The sequence below is a fragment of the Amycolatopsis plumensis genome, from assembly GCF_042652605.1.
Taxonomy (GTDB): Bacteria; Actinomycetota; Actinomycetes; order Mycobacteriales; family Pseudonocardiaceae; genus Amycolatopsis; species Amycolatopsis plumensis.
In genome coordinates this window covers 2,049,782-2,063,617 of sequence record NZ_JBHSJY010000001.1, presented here as the reverse complement: position 1 = coordinate 2,063,617, position 13,836 = coordinate 2,049,782, and the positions used below count along the sequence as shown (strand labels likewise).

Annotated in this window: 15 protein-coding genes; 9 read left to right on the top strand and 6 right to left on the bottom strand. The window is 72.3% G+C overall.

Annotation, left to right across the window (positions count from 1 at the left end):
* Positions 1 to 21: 21 nt before the first annotated feature.
* From ACFPLC_RS09625 to ACFPLC_RS09605, 5 genes are all read left to right on the top strand, one after another.
* Entirely contained in the window at positions 22 to 561 is a 540-nt protein-coding gene (locus tag ACFPLC_RS09625) for a hypothetical protein (RefSeq protein WP_378193854.1), read from the top strand.
* Positions 558 to 1,652 (top strand): peptidoglycan-binding protein, encoded by a 1,095-nt coding sequence (locus ACFPLC_RS09620; RefSeq protein ID WP_378193851.1) that lies wholly within the window; start codon positions 558 to 560, stop codon positions 1,650 to 1,652. The genes ACFPLC_RS09625 and ACFPLC_RS09620 overlap by 4 nt, the downstream gene beginning before the upstream one ends.
* Positions 1,649 to 2,335: an ABC transporter ATP-binding protein gene (locus tag ACFPLC_RS09615; protein ID WP_378193848.1), complete on the top strand. Its 687-nt coding sequence runs from the start codon at positions 1,649 to 1,651 to the stop codon at positions 2,333 to 2,335. Before ACFPLC_RS09620 ends, ACFPLC_RS09615 begins: the two co-directional genes overlap by 4 nt.
* The gene (locus tag ACFPLC_RS09610; RefSeq protein ID WP_378193845.1) at positions 2,332 to 3,537 is read left to right on the top strand and encodes an ABC transporter permease; all 1,206 of its coding nucleotides are present in this window, start codon (positions 2,332 to 2,334) and stop codon (positions 3,535 to 3,537) included. The genes ACFPLC_RS09615 and ACFPLC_RS09610 overlap by 4 nt, the downstream gene beginning before the upstream one ends.
* A 147-nt stretch (positions 3,538 to 3,684) precedes the next feature.
* Complete coding sequence (locus ACFPLC_RS09605; RefSeq protein ID WP_378193841.1) at positions 3,685 to 4,920, top strand: glycosyltransferase 87 family protein; 1,236 nt, start codon at positions 3,685 to 3,687, stop codon at positions 4,918 to 4,920.
* On the opposite strand, the gene serC is transcribed toward ACFPLC_RS09605, so the two are convergent.
* Positions 4,913 to 6,037 (bottom strand): phosphoserine transaminase, encoded by a 1,125-nt coding sequence (serC, locus tag ACFPLC_RS09600; protein ID WP_191306840.1) that lies wholly within the window; start codon positions 6,035 to 6,037, stop codon positions 4,913 to 4,915. The genes ACFPLC_RS09605 and serC overlap by 8 nt on opposite strands.
* Positions 6,038 to 6,166: 129 nt before the next feature.
* On the opposite strand from serC, the gene ACFPLC_RS09595 reads away from it, so the two are divergent.
* Positions 6,167 to 6,394, top strand: a complete 228-nt coding sequence (locus ACFPLC_RS09595) for a hypothetical protein (protein WP_378235782.1) — start codon at positions 6,167 to 6,169, stop codon at positions 6,392 to 6,394.
* Complete coding sequence (locus ACFPLC_RS09590) at positions 6,391 to 6,708, top strand: hypothetical protein (protein WP_378193837.1); 318 nt, start codon at positions 6,391 to 6,393, stop codon at positions 6,706 to 6,708. Before ACFPLC_RS09595 ends, ACFPLC_RS09590 begins: the two co-directional genes overlap by 4 nt.
* A 47-nt stretch (positions 6,709 to 6,755) precedes the next feature.
* Here the strand turns inward: ACFPLC_RS09590 and ACFPLC_RS09585 are convergent, their stop codons facing one another.
* From ACFPLC_RS09585 to ACFPLC_RS09565, 5 genes are all read right to left on the bottom strand, one after another.
* Positions 6,756 to 8,096 (bottom strand): serine hydrolase domain-containing protein, encoded by a 1,341-nt coding sequence (locus tag ACFPLC_RS09585; protein ID WP_378193834.1) that lies wholly within the window; start codon positions 8,094 to 8,096, stop codon positions 6,756 to 6,758.
* A 190-nt stretch (positions 8,097 to 8,286) separates the two neighbouring features.
* Complete coding sequence (locus tag ACFPLC_RS09580) at positions 8,287 to 8,907, bottom strand: response regulator (RefSeq protein ID WP_378193831.1); 621 nt, start codon at positions 8,905 to 8,907, stop codon at positions 8,287 to 8,289.
* Positions 8,904 to 10,064 (bottom strand): sensor histidine kinase, encoded by a 1,161-nt coding sequence (locus tag ACFPLC_RS09575; RefSeq protein ID WP_378193828.1) that lies wholly within the window; start codon positions 10,062 to 10,064, stop codon positions 8,904 to 8,906. Before ACFPLC_RS09575 ends, ACFPLC_RS09580 begins: the two co-directional genes overlap by 4 nt.
* Positions 10,061 to 10,870: an ABC transporter permease gene (locus ACFPLC_RS09570; protein WP_378193825.1), complete on the bottom strand. Its 810-nt coding sequence runs from the start codon at positions 10,868 to 10,870 to the stop codon at positions 10,061 to 10,063. Before ACFPLC_RS09570 ends, ACFPLC_RS09575 begins: the two co-directional genes overlap by 4 nt.
* Positions 10,867 to 11,706 carry an ABC transporter ATP-binding protein gene (locus tag ACFPLC_RS09565; RefSeq protein ID WP_378193822.1) on the bottom strand — a complete coding sequence of 280 codons (840 nt, stop codon included), beginning with the start codon at positions 11,704 to 11,706 and terminating at the stop codon, positions 10,867 to 10,869. The genes ACFPLC_RS09570 and ACFPLC_RS09565 overlap by 4 nt, the downstream gene beginning before the upstream one ends.
* A gap of 200 nt (positions 11,707 to 11,906) precedes the next feature.
* On the opposite strand from ACFPLC_RS09565, the gene ACFPLC_RS09560 reads away from it, so the two are divergent.
* Positions 11,907 to 13,193 carry an SDR family oxidoreductase gene (locus tag ACFPLC_RS09560; protein WP_378193819.1) on the top strand — a complete coding sequence of 429 codons (1,287 nt, stop codon included), beginning with the start codon at positions 11,907 to 11,909 and terminating at the stop codon, positions 13,191 to 13,193.
* Between the two features lie 14 nt (positions 13,194 to 13,207).
* Entirely contained in the window at positions 13,208 to 13,795 is a 588-nt protein-coding gene (locus ACFPLC_RS09555) for a TetR/AcrR family transcriptional regulator (RefSeq protein WP_378194335.1), read from the top strand.
* Positions 13,796 to 13,836 lie beyond the last annotated feature (41 nt).

Sequence of the window (13,836 nt, the reverse complement as noted above, 5' to 3'; positions counted from 1 at the left end):
CCGGACGAAAGGAAGCGAGCCATGCGGACACGGATCGCCGTCGCGGCGCTGGGGACGGCCCTGCTGCTCGGCGGCTGCGGGGCGAAGCCCGACGACGGGTCGAAGGTCGCCTCGATCTCGACGCCGTCGAAGACGGGCGGCCCGGCAGCGGCCGACAACAGCGGCAAGAGCGACGAAGACAAGATGCGCGACTTCGCCAAGTGCATGCGCGAGCACGGCGTCGACATGCCCGATCCGAAGCCCGCGGGTGACGGCAAGGGGATGTCGATCGCGATTCAGGGCGAGGGTGCCGACAAGGGGAAGATCGACGCCGCGCAGAACGCGTGCAAGCACCTGATGCCCAACGGCGGCGAGATGAAGCAGCCGAGTCCCGAGGAACTGGACAAGATGCGGCAGCAGGCGAAGTGCATGCGGGAGCACGGCGTCGACATGCCCGACCCCGACCCGAGCGGCAAGAACACCATGCGGATCGGCGGGCCGGGCGACGACCCGAAGAAGTTCGAGGACGCCGCGAAGGCCTGCGGGCTCGGCATGAGCGTCCACTCCGAGGCGGGCAAGTGAACGACGTGACGCACCTGAAACCGCGCCGCCGGGGCCGGACGCGCTGGTTCATCGCCGGGGCCGTCCTGGTCGTGGTGCTGGGCACCAGCTCCGTGGTGATCCTGACGCGGGTGTCGAGCGCGACGCCGGTCAAGGAGGCCGCGCCGCCCGCGGTCGAGACCGCCGAAGTGGCCAAGACCGACCTGAGCGAGGAAGAAGAGGCCGACGGCACGCTCGGCTACGGCGACGAATCGGTCGTCCAGGGGCGCAAGCCCGGCACGATCACGTCGCTGCCGGCCGCCGGTGCCACCCTGACCCGCTGCCAGGCGGTGTACGGAGTGGACGCGAAACCGGTGCCGCTGTTCTACGGCACGCTGCCGTTCTACCGCGACCTCCGCGAGGGCGCGGACGACGGCGCCGACGTCAAGCAGCTGGAAGAGAACCTCAAGGCGTGCGGCTTCGGCGGGTTCGGCACGCCGGACAAGAAGTTCACCTCGGCGACGGCGGCCGCGCTGAAGAAGTGGCAGAAGTCCCTCGGCCTGGAGCAGACCGGCGCGTTCGGCCAGGGTGACGTCGTGCTGGCGGCCGGCGAACTGCGGGTTTCGGCCGTCCAGGCCAAGCCCGGCGCGCCGGCGCAGGGCGAGGTGCTCAAGACGACCGGCACCGTCCGGTCGGTGCAGGTGAAGCTCGACGCGGCCAAGCAGAGCCTCGCCCAGCAGGACGCGAAGGCGTCCGTGACGATCAACGGGAAGACGACGCAGGGCACGATCACCGACGTCGGGCGGACCGCGGTCGAGGGCAAGGACGCGGCGGGCCAGGACGACGGCAAGCCCAAGATCACCGTGACCGTCCGGCTCGACGACCCGGCCGTGGCCGGCAGCCTCGATTCGGCCCCGGCGACCGTCCGCTTCACCAAGGACGTCCGCCAGGGCGTGCTCGCGGTCCCGGTCGGCGCGCTGCTCGCGCTCGCCGAAGGCGGGTACGCGGTCGAGGTCGACGACAACGGGCAGCGACGGCTGATCGCCGTGCAAACCGGACTGTTCAGCGGCGGGAAGGTCGAGGTTTCCGGCACCGGCCTGGCCGCGGGCATGCGGGTGGTGACGACGTCGTGACACCCGTGCTGCGCGTGCACGAGGTCACGCGCACCTACCCCGGCGGGGTCGCCGCGCTCGACGGCGTCTCGCTCTCGCTGGACGACGGCGAGATGGTGGCGATCGTCGGGCCGTCCGGGTCCGGCAAGTCCACCCTGCTGCACCTGATGGGCACGCTGGACCGGCCGTCCTCCGGGCGGGTTGAGCTGCGCGGCCACGACGTCGCCGCGCTGCCCGACCGCAAGGTCTCGGCCCTGCGGTCGCGCTGGATCGGGTTCGTGTTCCAGCAGTTCTTCCTCGACGAAGGGATGAGCGCGGTGGACAACGTGTGCACCGGCCTGCTCTACGCCGGGGTGCCGCGGCGACGGCGGCGCGCGCGGGCGCTGGCGGCGCTCGACCGGGTCAAGCTCGGGCACCGGGCGTGGCACCGGCCCGGCGAGCTGTCGGGCGGCGAACGCCAGCGCGTCGCGATCGCGAGGGCGGTCGTCAACGACCCGGCGATCCTGCTGGCCGACGAGCCGACCGGCAACCTCGACACCGGCACCGGCGCGTCCGTGCTCGCGCTGCTCGGCGAGCTGTCGGCGGAGGGCACCACGATCGTCGTGATCACCCACGACCGCGAGATCGCCGCGGGCATGCCCCGCCGCATCGAGCTGCTCGACGGGCACCTGCGGCTCGACACCGGTCTGGTGGGGGCGCGATGACCCTGGTGACATTGCCGGAGCCGGCCCGGCTGAAGCCCCCGGACGTCGTCGCGCTGGGCGCCCACGGCATGCGTACGCGGCCGGTGCGGGCGGTGCTGTCCGCGCTGGGCATCGCGATCGGCGTCGCGGCGATGGTGGCGGTGCTGGCGATCCCGGCCTCCGGCGCGCAGGCCCTGCACGACCGGCTGGCCGCGCTCGGCCCCAACCTGCTCACCGCCGGGCCGGGCCAGACGCTGTTCGGGGACAACGCGACCCTGCCCGACGACGCCGTCCCGATGGCCAAGCGGATCGGGCCGGTGCAGGCGGCCGCGGGCACCGGGACGACGTCGGCGAGCGTGCGCCGCAGCGACAAGATCGCGCCGGACGACACGTCCGGGCTGGCCGTGTACGCCGCACGGCCGGATCTGCTCGCCGTGCTGGGCGGCAAGGTGCGGACCGGGATCTTCCTGGCTACCGGCAACCAGGACTACCCGGTGGCGGTGCTCGGGTCCCAGGCGGCGGCCCGGCTGGGCATCGACCACGTCGACCCCGCGCGGCCGCCGCAGGTGCTGATCGGGACGCAGTGGTTCACCGTGGTGGGCATCCTCGCGCCGATGCCGCTGGCGCCGGAGATCGAGCGGTCGGCGCTGGTCGGCTGGGACGTCGCCAAGCGGCTGCTCGGGTTCGACGGCCACCCGTCCACCGTGTACGTCCGGGCGGAGGAGTCCCAAGTGGACGGGGTGCGGTCGGTGCTGGCGGCGACGCTGAACCCGCAGGCGCCGAACGAGGTCCAGGTCCGGCGCCCGTCGGACGCCCTGGCGGCGCAGAAGCTGACGGACACGACCTACAGCGCGCTGTTCCTCGGCCTCGGCGGGGTGGCGCTGCTGGTCGGCGGGGTCGGCGTGGCGAACACGATGGTGATCTCGGTGCTGGAACGGCGGCGCGAGATCGGCCTGCGCCGGGCGCTGGGGGCGACGAAACGGCAGATCCGCGGGCAGTTCCTGGCGGAGTCGGTGCTGTTGTCCGGGCTCGGCGGGCTCGCGGGCGTGCTGGTCGGCGTCATGGTGACGGCGGGGTACGCGCTGAGCCAGGGCTGGCCCGCGGTGCTGCCGGCCGGGGCGCTGGTGGGTGGGGTCGGCGTGGCGGCGCTGGTCGGCGCGGTCGCCGGGGCCTACCCGGCGGTGCGGGCGGCCCGCCTGGCTCCCACGCGGGCGCTCGCCTGAGCCGGTTCGGGGTGCAGTGAATGACTCATTCCTGGCGTCGGACGCCAGGAATGAGTCATTCAAGACGCTTGAGCGCCAGGTCAGCGGCGGGTGCCGGGGCCACGCCGGGTAATCTCGGCCGGTCGAAGACCTGGCTGAGGGGGACGCGTGGCGCTGGCGGGGTGGTCCGGGCGGAAGCTCGCGGGAGCGCTGGTCGTCCTCGAGGTCGCCGCCGTCGTCCTGGTGCTCGTGCTGAAACGCTTCGACGGCCTCGACCTCGAGGTCTACCTGGGCGGCGCGAAGGCCCTGGCCGAGCAGGGCTCGCCGTACGACGCCTGGGTGCCGACCACGCACCAGATCCTGTTGCCGTTCACCTACACGCCGTTCGCCGCGGCCGTGTTCCTGCCCGGCACGCTGCTGCCGTTCGCGGTGACGATGAAGCTGGTCAGCATCGCCTCGATCCTCGCCACCGGCGTCGTCGCGTACCTCTACGTCGCGACGCTCAACGGCTCGCTGGCCGACGCCTCGAAGGTCCGCGGCCGGGCGGTGGCCGCGCTGGTCGCCATCGGGGCGCAGCTCGCGGGCGCCCTGCTCGAGCCGGTGCGCTCGACGCTGGGCTTCGGCCAGATCAACGCGCTGCTGATGGTGCTGGTGGTGCTCGACGTCCTGCTGCCCGGCGAGCGGAAGCGGACGAAGGGCCTGCTGATCGGTGTGGCCGCGGCGATCAAGCTGACCCCGGCCGTCTTCGTCGTCTACTTCCTGGTCCGCCGCGATTTCCGGTCCGCCGCGCGGGTGGTCGGCGGCTTCATCGTGGCCGGGGCGCTGCTCTGGCTGATCCGGCCGTCGGCGTCCTTCACCTACTGGACGAAGCTCGTCTTCGACGCGGGCCGCATCGGCGGCGTCGACTACGTCGGCAACCAGTCGCTGCACGGCCTGACCGTGCGCGCCGGCCTGCCGGAGTTCGTCTGGGTGCTGGCCGCGCTGGCCGTGATGGCCCTGGTCGCGGTGATCGTCGTGCGCGCCGCCGAGCCGGTGCTCGGGCTCACCGCCTGCGCGCTCGGCGGGCTGCTCGTGTCGCCGATCTCGTGGACCCACCACTGGACGTGGTGCGTGCCGGTCCTCGTCCTCGCCGGGTGGTACGCGTGGCGCTTCGACCGGGCGATCCGGTGGGTGGCGGCCGCGGTCGTGGTGGCCGGCCTGACGCTGTTCATCGTCGGCCCGATGTGGTTCGCCCCGCGCCCGGCGCCCTCGCCGGGCTGGTGGCTGGCGACGGAGTCCTACGAGCTGTTCGCCCTGGTCCTGCTGGCCCTCGCCGCGTTCGGCGCCCGCCGCCTGACCACGAAGAAGGGGACCCCCACCGCGGAAGCGGCGGAGGTCCCCTCCAAGGAACCTCAGGTCAGCTGAGCCGCTCGACCACGTACTCGATGGCCTGCGTCAGCTTGGTGACGTCGTCCGGGTCGATCGCCGGGAACAGGCCGACGCGCAGCTGGTTGCGGCCCAGCTTGCGGTACGGCTCGGTGTCGACGATCCCGTTGGCGCGCAGCACCTTCGCGACCGCGGCGGCGTCGACGTCGTCGCTGAAGTCGACCGTGCCGACGACCTGCGAGCGCAGGTCCGGGTCCTTCACGAACGGCGTCGTGTAGCTGGTCTTCTCGGCCCACTCGTACAGCCGCGACGACGAGTCCTTCGTGCGCGAAGTCGTCCAGGCGAGGCCGCCCTGGCCGTTCATCCACTCGATCTGCTCGGCGAGCAGGAACAGCGTGGCCACGGCCGGGGTGTTGTACGTCTGGTCCTTGCGGGAGTTGTCCAGCGCGGTGGTCAGCGACAGGAACTCGGGGATCCAGCGGTCGCTCCCGCCGATCTCGCCGATCCGCTCGACCGCGGCCGGGGAGGCCAGCGCGATCCAGAGCCCGCCGTCGGCGGCGAACGACTTCTGCGGCGCGAAGTAGTAGACGTCGAAGTCCTCGGCCTTGACCGGCAGGCCGCCGGCGCCGGAGGTGGCGTCGATCGCGACCAGGGCGCCTTCGCTGCCCTCCGGGCGGCGGACCGGCACGGCCACGCCGGTGGACGTCTCGTTGTGCGCCCAGCCGACCAGGTCGGCGCCGGCTTCGTAGGCGATGTCCGGCGCGCTGCCCGGCTCGGCCTTGACGACGATCGGGTCGGCCAGGAACGGCGCGCCCTTCGTCACGGTGGCGAACTTCGAGGAGAACTCGCCGTAGGTGAAGTGCTGCGCGCGCTCGCGGACCAGGCCGAAGGCGGCCGCGTCCCAGAACGCCGTGGTGCCGCCGTTGCCGAGGATCACCTCGTAGCCCTCGGGCAGGGAGAACAGCTCGGACAGGCCCGCCCGCACGCGCCCGACGAGGGACTTGACCGGCTTCTGCCGGTGCGACGTGCCGAGGTAGGTGGAGCCGGACTCCGCCAGCGCACTCAGCTGCTCGGCGCGGACCTTCGACGGGCCGCAGCCGAAGCGGCCGTCGGCCGGCTTGAGGTCGGCGGGGATGGTCAACTCAGCGTCGGTCATGTGGCCAGTCTCTCAGGTCGGGATGCGGCAGGTAACAGAGGTGGGGCGATGTCCGACATGTGGAATCGATGAAGCCTCGTCGGTACTTTTTCGCCTGGTTCGCCGTGCTTCGGGTTCGCGGCGACGCTGGTGCTCGTCTTCGTCCCGCAGCCGCGGTGGGCGACCGGCGAGGCGCGCCCCGGCTCGACGGCCCCTCGCGCGACCGAGCCGCCGCCGGCGGAGTGGCCGTCGGAGGAACTGGTCGTGGGCCTTCCGGACGGCGACAGCTACGCCGTCGGACTCATCGGCGCCCGCCGCGGTGGGGGTAAAAACACGGTTACCCGCCCGCCCCGGCCGCCGGTAGCGTCCTCGCCGTGACAACTGTGCAACAGAGTTTCCCGGTGCCGCCCGAAGTGCTGTGGAACGCGCTTCCGGCCGGCGTCGCGGCGATCGGCGGGCAGCAGCCGGTCTACGACGGGCCGCGGGGCTTCGCGACCTGCCGCACCGGGATGTCGATCCTGAGCTGGGGCCAGCACGTCAACGTGACGGTGTCGCCGTCCGCGGGCGGCTCGACGCTCACGATCATGACCGTGCTCAAGCTCGGCGTCTGGGACTGGGGCGAGGGCAAGCGCATCGCCAACCGGTTCGCCGCCGCCGTCGCGTACTCGGCGGGCACCGCCGCCCTGAACTGAGGGTCCCGCTCGCCACCCTGGGGGTGCGAGCGGGGCCCGTTCTCCCGTCAGCGCCAGTCTTCGACGCCGCCGGGCACCGGCGCGGCCGGGTCGTACGGAGTGCGGGTGAAGACGAACGTCGCCAGGTCGAGGTGGGTGGCGACGCCGTCGGCGTTCCGGCCCACTTCGAGCGTCTCGCCGGCGTAGTAGGCGTCGAGACCGACGTAGGTGTCCTTGCCGGTGGCGCGGAAGCGCGAGCTGCGCCCGGCGCCTTCGACCGGTGCGAGCAGCAGCAGCCCGTCGCCCTGGATGCGCAGGTGGTACGGCGTCGGGCCCCAGTGCCAGAGCCCGGTCAGCGCGAGCAGCTCGGGGTCGGCCGGGGACGGCAGCCACTCTTCGGGCAGCCGCGGCTCCAGCTCGTCGGTCATGGTGATGAGGTCGAGGCAGAGCTGGGTGATGCCGACGCCGGACGTCGAGTTCGTGAGCACCAGCGCGCCGGTCCGCGCGGCCGGGTCGACCAGCGTCACGGCGAGGAACCCGGGCATCGAGCCGGTGTGGCCGGCGATCCGGCGGCCCTGATAGCGCACGAGCATCAGGCCGAGCCCGAACCCGGTCGTCCAGACGTCGGTGTCGTCGACGGTGATCATGGTCCGCATCTCGGCGACGGTCTCCGGCGCGAGCACGCCGCCGGTCTCGCCGCCGAGGAACGCCGTCCAGCGGCCGAGGTCCTGCGCCGTCGACCACAGCTGCCCGGCGGGGGCCATCGCGCCGGCGTCCGGGCTCGGTTCCGGCAGCAGGACGTCGGCGAAGGGGTGCACGGCGAAGCCCTCGGCGTGCGCGCCGACCGGGTGCGGGGTCGTGCGGGTCATCCCGAGCGGGCCGAGGACCTCCTCGTCGAGCACGGAGAGCCAGCCCTTGCCGCGGTGGCGGGCGAGGAGTTCGCCGAGGACGCCGTAGCCGACGTTGGAGTAGTGGAACCGCGCGCCCGGCCGGTGCTTGGTGGCCCCCTCGGCGAGGCTGCCGACCAGCGCGTCCCAGTCGGCGCCCGGCGTCCGCTCCCACCACAGGCCGGGCGACTCGGACGTCAGGCCGGAGGTGTGGGACAGCAGCTGGGCGACGGTGGCGGCGCCGAACGGCGTGCCCGGGACGTGCTTTTCGAGCGGGTCGTTGAGGTCGAGCAGGCCTTCGTCGCGCAACCGCATGACGGCGGTGGCGACGAGGGTCTTGGTGATCGAGCCCAGCCGGTACTGCGTGTCGGTGGTCGGGGTTTCGCCGCCGACGCGTCCCCGGCCACCGGACCAGACGATCCCGCCGTCCCGCACCACGGCGGCGACCAGCGACGGAGCCCGGCAGGCCGCCTGCTCGTGGGCGATCCGGCGGAGCAGGGCGAGTTCGGTCGAGGCAAGCATGGGGGCATTCTGCCGCGCGCGGTCCGCCGGAGCAGGTCCCGGCCGTGCGAAACGAGGCATCACGCGTGTCCGGAGGGACATCACCCGTGATTGGCCAGGCATCATGCGTGACTGACGGGGCATCACCGCGATGCCCGTGGAATCACGCGTGATGCCCCTCGGGTCACGCGTGATGCCCGCTGGATCACGGTCAGCTCAGGAGGTTCCTGGCCATCGCTGTCGTGACCGCGGCCGTGCGGTCCGAGACGCCGAGCTTGCCGAACACCCGCAGCAGGTGGGTCTTCACCGTGGCTTCGCTGATGTGCAGGGCGCGGCCGATGTCCGCGTTGGTGCCGCCCTTGGCGACCAGCCGGAGGACCTCCACCTCGCGGGCCGACAGCGGCTGCGGTTCCGGGTTGCGGACGCGGTTGACCAGCTTCCCGGCCACCGACGGCGCCAGCACCGTCTCCCCGCGGGCCGCCGCGCGGATCGCGTTCGCCAGCTCCGCGCGCGAGGCGTCCTTCAGCAGATACCCCGACGCGCCCGCCTCCACCGCGCGCAGGATGTCCGCGTCCGTCTCGTACGTCGTCAGCACGACGATCCGGCGGCCGGGCTGCTCGCGCAGGATCCGCTTGGTCGCGCCGACGCCGTCGAGGCCGGGCATGCGCAGGTCCATCAGCACGACGTCGGGCGCGGCGACCCGATCGAGCGCGACGGCTTCGTCGCCGGAACCCGCTTCGCCGACGACCGTCAGGTCCGGTTCCGCTTCGAGCATGCCGCGGAGGCCTTCGCGGACGACCGGGTGGTCGTCGACGAGCATGACGCGGATCAAGCCGGCACCTCCAGGGTGAGTTCGGTGCCGCGGGGGCCACTCCGGACGCTCAGTCTGCCACCGACCTGCTCGGCCCGGGACCGCATCCCGCGCAACCCGAACCCCGTGGCGTGGTCGGGGTCGAAGCCGGCGCCGTCGTCACGCACCGACAGCCGGACCGCACCGTCCACAGCGGACAACCGCACCGACACCGCCGACGCGGCCGCGTGCCGCCGGACGTTGTTCAGCGCTTCCTGCGCGCCCCGCAGCAGGACCACTTCGCTCGCCGTGCCTAGCGCAGGCAATGAACCGTCCACTTCGAACTCGACCGGCACGCCCGTCTCGTCGGCCAGCCGGTCGGCCTGCCTGCGGACGGCGTCCACGAGCGAACCGGCGGCGAGGTCGGCCGGGGCCAGCGCGGCGACCATCGCGCGGGCCTCCGTCAGGTTCTCGCGCGCGGTGCGGGCGGCCAGCTCCGCGTGCCGCCGCGCCGCCGCCGGGTCGGTGTCCAATTCGGACTCGATGGCCTGTGCGAGGGTGACGATGCTGGTGAAGCCCTGCGCGAGCGTGTCGTGGATCTCCCGCGCCAGCCGTTCGCGCTCCGCCGCGGTGCCCGCCTCCCGGGAGAGCCGGGCGACTTCCGCCTGGCTCGCCTCGAGTTTCGCGATCAGGTCCGCGCGGCCCCGGCTCTCCTCGATGACGTGCCCGATGAACTTGCCGCACAGCACGCCGAAGACGACCAGGATCGCCGTCATCGGCAGCATGATGTGCAGTGTCGGCCCGGTCAACCCGTCGTTCACGACAGCCGCCGCGGGGTTGAGCAGGATCGCCACCGTGGTGAGGACCGCCGCGGGCCGGAATTCGAGCGTCGAGAACAGCAGCGGGCACGCCATGAAGAGGATGAAGCCGGACGTGCCCTCGGCCCACATGGCGATCCCGACCAGCACCAGCACCAGGAGGGCGAACACCCACCGCTGCCGGATCGACGAGTCGTCGTCCCGGACCAGCCGGCGGCCCCACAGCAGGTAGCTCAGCGCCAGCGCGGTGAGCGCCCCGGCCGCGACGGCCGTCCACACCGGGTCGGCGCCGTCGAGGAGCACCAGCGTGGTGGTGGCCAGGTACGCCACCGCGAAGAGGATTTCCCAGAGCCAGTTGAACCGGTCCCAGGCGTCCCTCACTTCGCGTCGGTCCACCGGAACGTCAGCCGCGCCAGCACCGCCCCCGCCACGCACCAGATCCCCAGCACCAGCGCCACCCGCGGCAGTTCCCATGTCCCGGCCATCTCCATCCTCACGGCGCCGTCCGGCAGGAAGACCGACCGGAACCCCTGGCAGATCCACTTCAGCGGGAAGAACGACGCGATGTCCACCATAACTTTCGGCAGGTTCGTGATCGGGGAGACGAACACGCCGGAGATGAACTGCAGCACCAGGTACAGCATCTGCACGATGGCGACCGCGCCGTTGGTGGAGTTCGCGAGCGAGCTGATCGCGATCCCGAGCAGCGTGCACGAGACGATGCCGAGCGCGAACACCCACAGCAGCGTCAGCCACTTCGCCGGATCGGACGGCAGGCGCAGCCCGAACAGCAGCACGGCGACCGCGGCCATCAGCACCGTCTGGGCCAGGCTCGACACCGCGACCAGCACCATCTTGCCGATGAAGTACGACGCCGGCGGCATCGGCGTGCCGCGCAGGCGCTTGAGGGCCCCGGTTTCGCGGTCGGCCGAGACGCCGGTCGCGATGCTGTTGAACGACGTCGAGACGATGCCGGAGCCGATCATCCCGGCCGCCAGCAGCTGGCCGGAGGTGACGCCGTCGAGCGCCGTCGGACCGTCCAGGATGGACCCGAGCAGGACCATCAGCACGGCGGGCAGGGAGGAGGTGAAGACCACCTGTTCCTTGTGGCGGAAGAACTGCCGGAGTTCCGTGCCGCCGCGGGCCAAGCCGAGCGACAGTGGGCCGGGCAAAGTCAGGGTGGTCATGCCTTGTCTCCGATCAGGTCCAGGTAGATGTCCTCCAGGCTCGGCCGGGTCACCGTCAGCCCGGCGAGCTCCCGACCCCCAGCCGAGAGCTCGGTGACGAGCTTGGTCGGGTACGCGGTGCGCTCGACGTGCTCGCCGCGTTCGTCGACCCAGCGCACGGTGGCCTCGGCCGCGGCCCGCCCGCCCAGGTTCTGCGGCGTGTCCTGGGCGACGATCTCCCCGCGCGCGATGACCGCGACCCGGTCGGCGAGCGCTTCGGCTTCGTCGAGGTAGTGCGTGGTCAGCAGGATGGTGGTGCCCTCGGCGGCCAGGTCGCTGATCAGCGTCCAGAACTGCCGCCGCGCCTCGGGGTCGAAGCCGGTGGTCGGCTCGTCGAGGAAGAGCAGCTCGGGCCGGCCGATGATGCCGAGGGCGACGTCGACGCGCCGCCGCTGCCCGCCGGAGAGCGCCTTGACTCGCGCCCCGGCCTTCTCGGTGAGCCCGACCTTGTCGATCACCTCGTCGGGATCGCGCGGCGCTGGGTAGTACTTCGCGAAGTGCCGGACGGTTTCGGCGACGCTCAGCTCGGCGGCGTCGGTCGCCGTCTGCAGGACGATGCCAAGCCGGGCTCGCCAGGCGCGTCCGGCCTTGCCGGGGTCCTCGCCGAGCACGGAGACGTCCCCGTCCGTCCGCTGCCGGTGCCCCTCGAGGATCTCGACGGTCGTGGTCTTCCCGGCGCCGTTCGGGCCGAGCAGGGCGAAGACCTCGCCTTGGGCGATCTCCAGATCGAGCCCGGCCACCGCGAGGTGACCGGGGTACTGCTTGCGCAGGCCGCGCACGCTGACTGCTGTGGTCATGCTCCGAGCCTGGCCGGTCCCGGCGGCGAATCCGACCAACGGCCAGTGGAATCCGGCTGTCCACCGATCGGTGGACAGCGGGGCTTGGTTTCCCGTGGAACCACGAAAACGCTGTCATACAAGCAAAAATCCGAAGATCCGCGCCCGCGGAACCGCCGCGCGGGTGAACGCACTGTTGACAACTTGTCTAACATGACAGAATGTCTCACCAGTGGGTGACCGCCAGCGACGGTGTCCGCCTTTCCGTGACCATCGACGGCCGGAGCGACGGGCCCACGGTCGTGCTCGTGCACGGCTACCCGGACAACAGCTCGATGTGGGCGGGGGTGGCCGCCGGGCTGACCGCGAAACACCGCGTCGTCACCTACGACGTCCGCGGGGCGGGACGGTCGGACAAGCCGTCGGGACGCGCGTCCTACCGGCTGGACCAGCTGGCCGACGACCTGCGGGCCGTCGTCGAGGCGGTGCAGCCGGCCGGCCAGGTGCACCTGGTCGCCCACGACTGGGGCTCGATCCAGACGTGGCACGCCATCACCGGCGAGGGCTTGCGCGGGCGGGTCGCCTCCTACACGTCGCTGTCCGGCCCGAGCCTCGACCACGCCGGCGCGTGGTTCCGCGCCCAGTTGCGCCGCCCGACGCCGAAGCGGCTCAAGAACGCGCTGAACCAGTTCCTGCACTCGTGGTACATCCTGGCGTTCCAGGTCCCGGTCATCCCGGACCTGCTGTGGCGCACGGGTTTGCTGGGCAAGCAGATCCAGCGCATGGAGCCGGACGCGGCGCCGCCGGAGAAGTCCGACGGCCTGCACGGCCTCCAGCTCTACCGCGCCAACATGTTCACCCGCCTTTCGCGGCCCGCCCCGCGCCCCGCCGACGTCCCGGTGCAGGTGCTGGCCCCGACCGGCGACGCCTACGTCACGACGCCGCTGCAGACCGAGGTCACCCGCTGGGTCTCCGACCTGCGGATCCGCCGGATCGTCGGGACGCACTGGGTGACGCGGTCGAAGCCGCAGGTCGTGGCGGCCGCGGCCGCAGAGCTGATCGAGTACGCCGAAACCGGGGTGGAAAGCCGCGCGCTGCGCCGCGCCCGGGTGGACGCCGGGCCGTTCGAGCACCGGCTCGTCGTGGTCACCGGGGCGAGCAGCGGGATCGGCAGGGCGACCGCGCTCGCCTTCGCCGAGCAGGGCGCCGACGTCATCGTCGCCGACACGTCCGGTGCCGCGGAGACGCTGAAGCTGCTGGAAGAACACGGCGTTGCCGAGTACACAGTGGACTCTTCGGACGGCGAGGCCGTGCGCCGCTTCGCCGAGCGGGTGCGCGCCGAGCACGGCGTCCCGGACATCGTCGTCGACGACGCGGGCCGCCACGGCGAGGGCGCGTTCGTGCTGATGCTCGCCGAGCGCGCCGAAGGCGGCCAGGTCGTCACCCTCGCGTCGGCGGCCGTGCTGCGGGAAATCCTGCGTGCCGCGGAAAAGGGCCTCACGCCGTGAGCCGGCCGCGGCGGATGTCGCCGCAGGCCCGCCGCGACGACCTGATCCGCGCCGCGCTCGACCTGTTCGGCTCGCGGGCGCCCGAGCTGGTCACCGTGGACGACATCGTCGCGCGCGCCGAGGTGTCGCGGCCGCTGTTCTACCGGTACTTCTCCAGCCTGCGTGAACTGCAGGTCGAGGCGCTGCGGACGGTCACCGACGGGCTGATCGACGGCCTGGCCGGGCTCGAGGAAGGGCCGCCGGATGTGCGGCTGCGCGCCGCCGTCCGCGGCCTGATCGACGTCGCCGACCACTACCGGGCGGGGTATATCGCCCTGCTGCGCAGCGGTTCGGTGATCGCGACGTCCGAGACCGACGCGGCGATCGACGAGGTCCGCAACCGCGCGGTGGCCCTGATCCTGGACGCCCTCGGCGTCTCAGACCCGTCGCCGCTGCTTTCGCTCACGCTGCGTTGCTGGACGGCCGTCGTCGAAGGCGCGTTGCTGAGCTGGCTGCAGGAGCGCACGGTGCCGCGGCAGGCCCTGGACACCTGGCTGGTCGACCAGCTCACGGCCATGCTCGCCACGACCGCTCAGCACGACCAAGCGGGCACTTTCACGTGAAAGTGACCTGGAGGGGCTACCTCCGGATCACTTTCCCTATG

What these genes read in the sequence shown, in the direction of transcription:
- ACFPLC_RS09625 (WP_378193854.1), top strand. Translation starts at nt 22, where the DNA reads ATGCGGACACGGATCGCCGTCGCGGCGCTGGGGACGGCCCTGCTGCTC.
- ACFPLC_RS09610 (WP_378193845.1), top strand. Translation starts at nt 2,332, where the DNA reads ATGACCCTGGTGACATTGCCGGAGCCGGCCCGGCTGAAGCCCCCGGAC.
- serC (WP_191306840.1), bottom strand. Translation starts at nt 6,037, where the DNA reads ATGACCGACGCTGAGTTGACCATCCCCGCCGACCTCAAGCCGGCCGAC.
- ACFPLC_RS09585 (WP_378193834.1), bottom strand. Translation starts at nt 8,096, where the DNA reads ATGCTTGCCTCGACCGAACTCGCCCTGCTCCGCCGGATCGCCCACGAG.
- ACFPLC_RS09570 (WP_378193825.1), bottom strand. Translation starts at nt 10,870, where the DNA reads ATGACCACCCTGACTTTGCCCGGCCCACTGTCGCTCGGCTTGGCCCGC.
- ACFPLC_RS09565 (WP_378193822.1), bottom strand. Translation starts at nt 11,706, where the DNA reads ATGACCACAGCAGTCAGCGTGCGCGGCCTGCGCAAGCAGTACCCCGGT.
- ACFPLC_RS09560 (WP_378193819.1), top strand. Translation starts at nt 11,907, where the DNA reads ATGTCTCACCAGTGGGTGACCGCCAGCGACGGTGTCCGCCTTTCCGTG.
- ACFPLC_RS09555 (WP_378194335.1), top strand. Translation starts at nt 13,208, where the DNA reads ATGTCGCCGCAGGCCCGCCGCGACGACCTGATCCGCGCCGCGCTCGAC.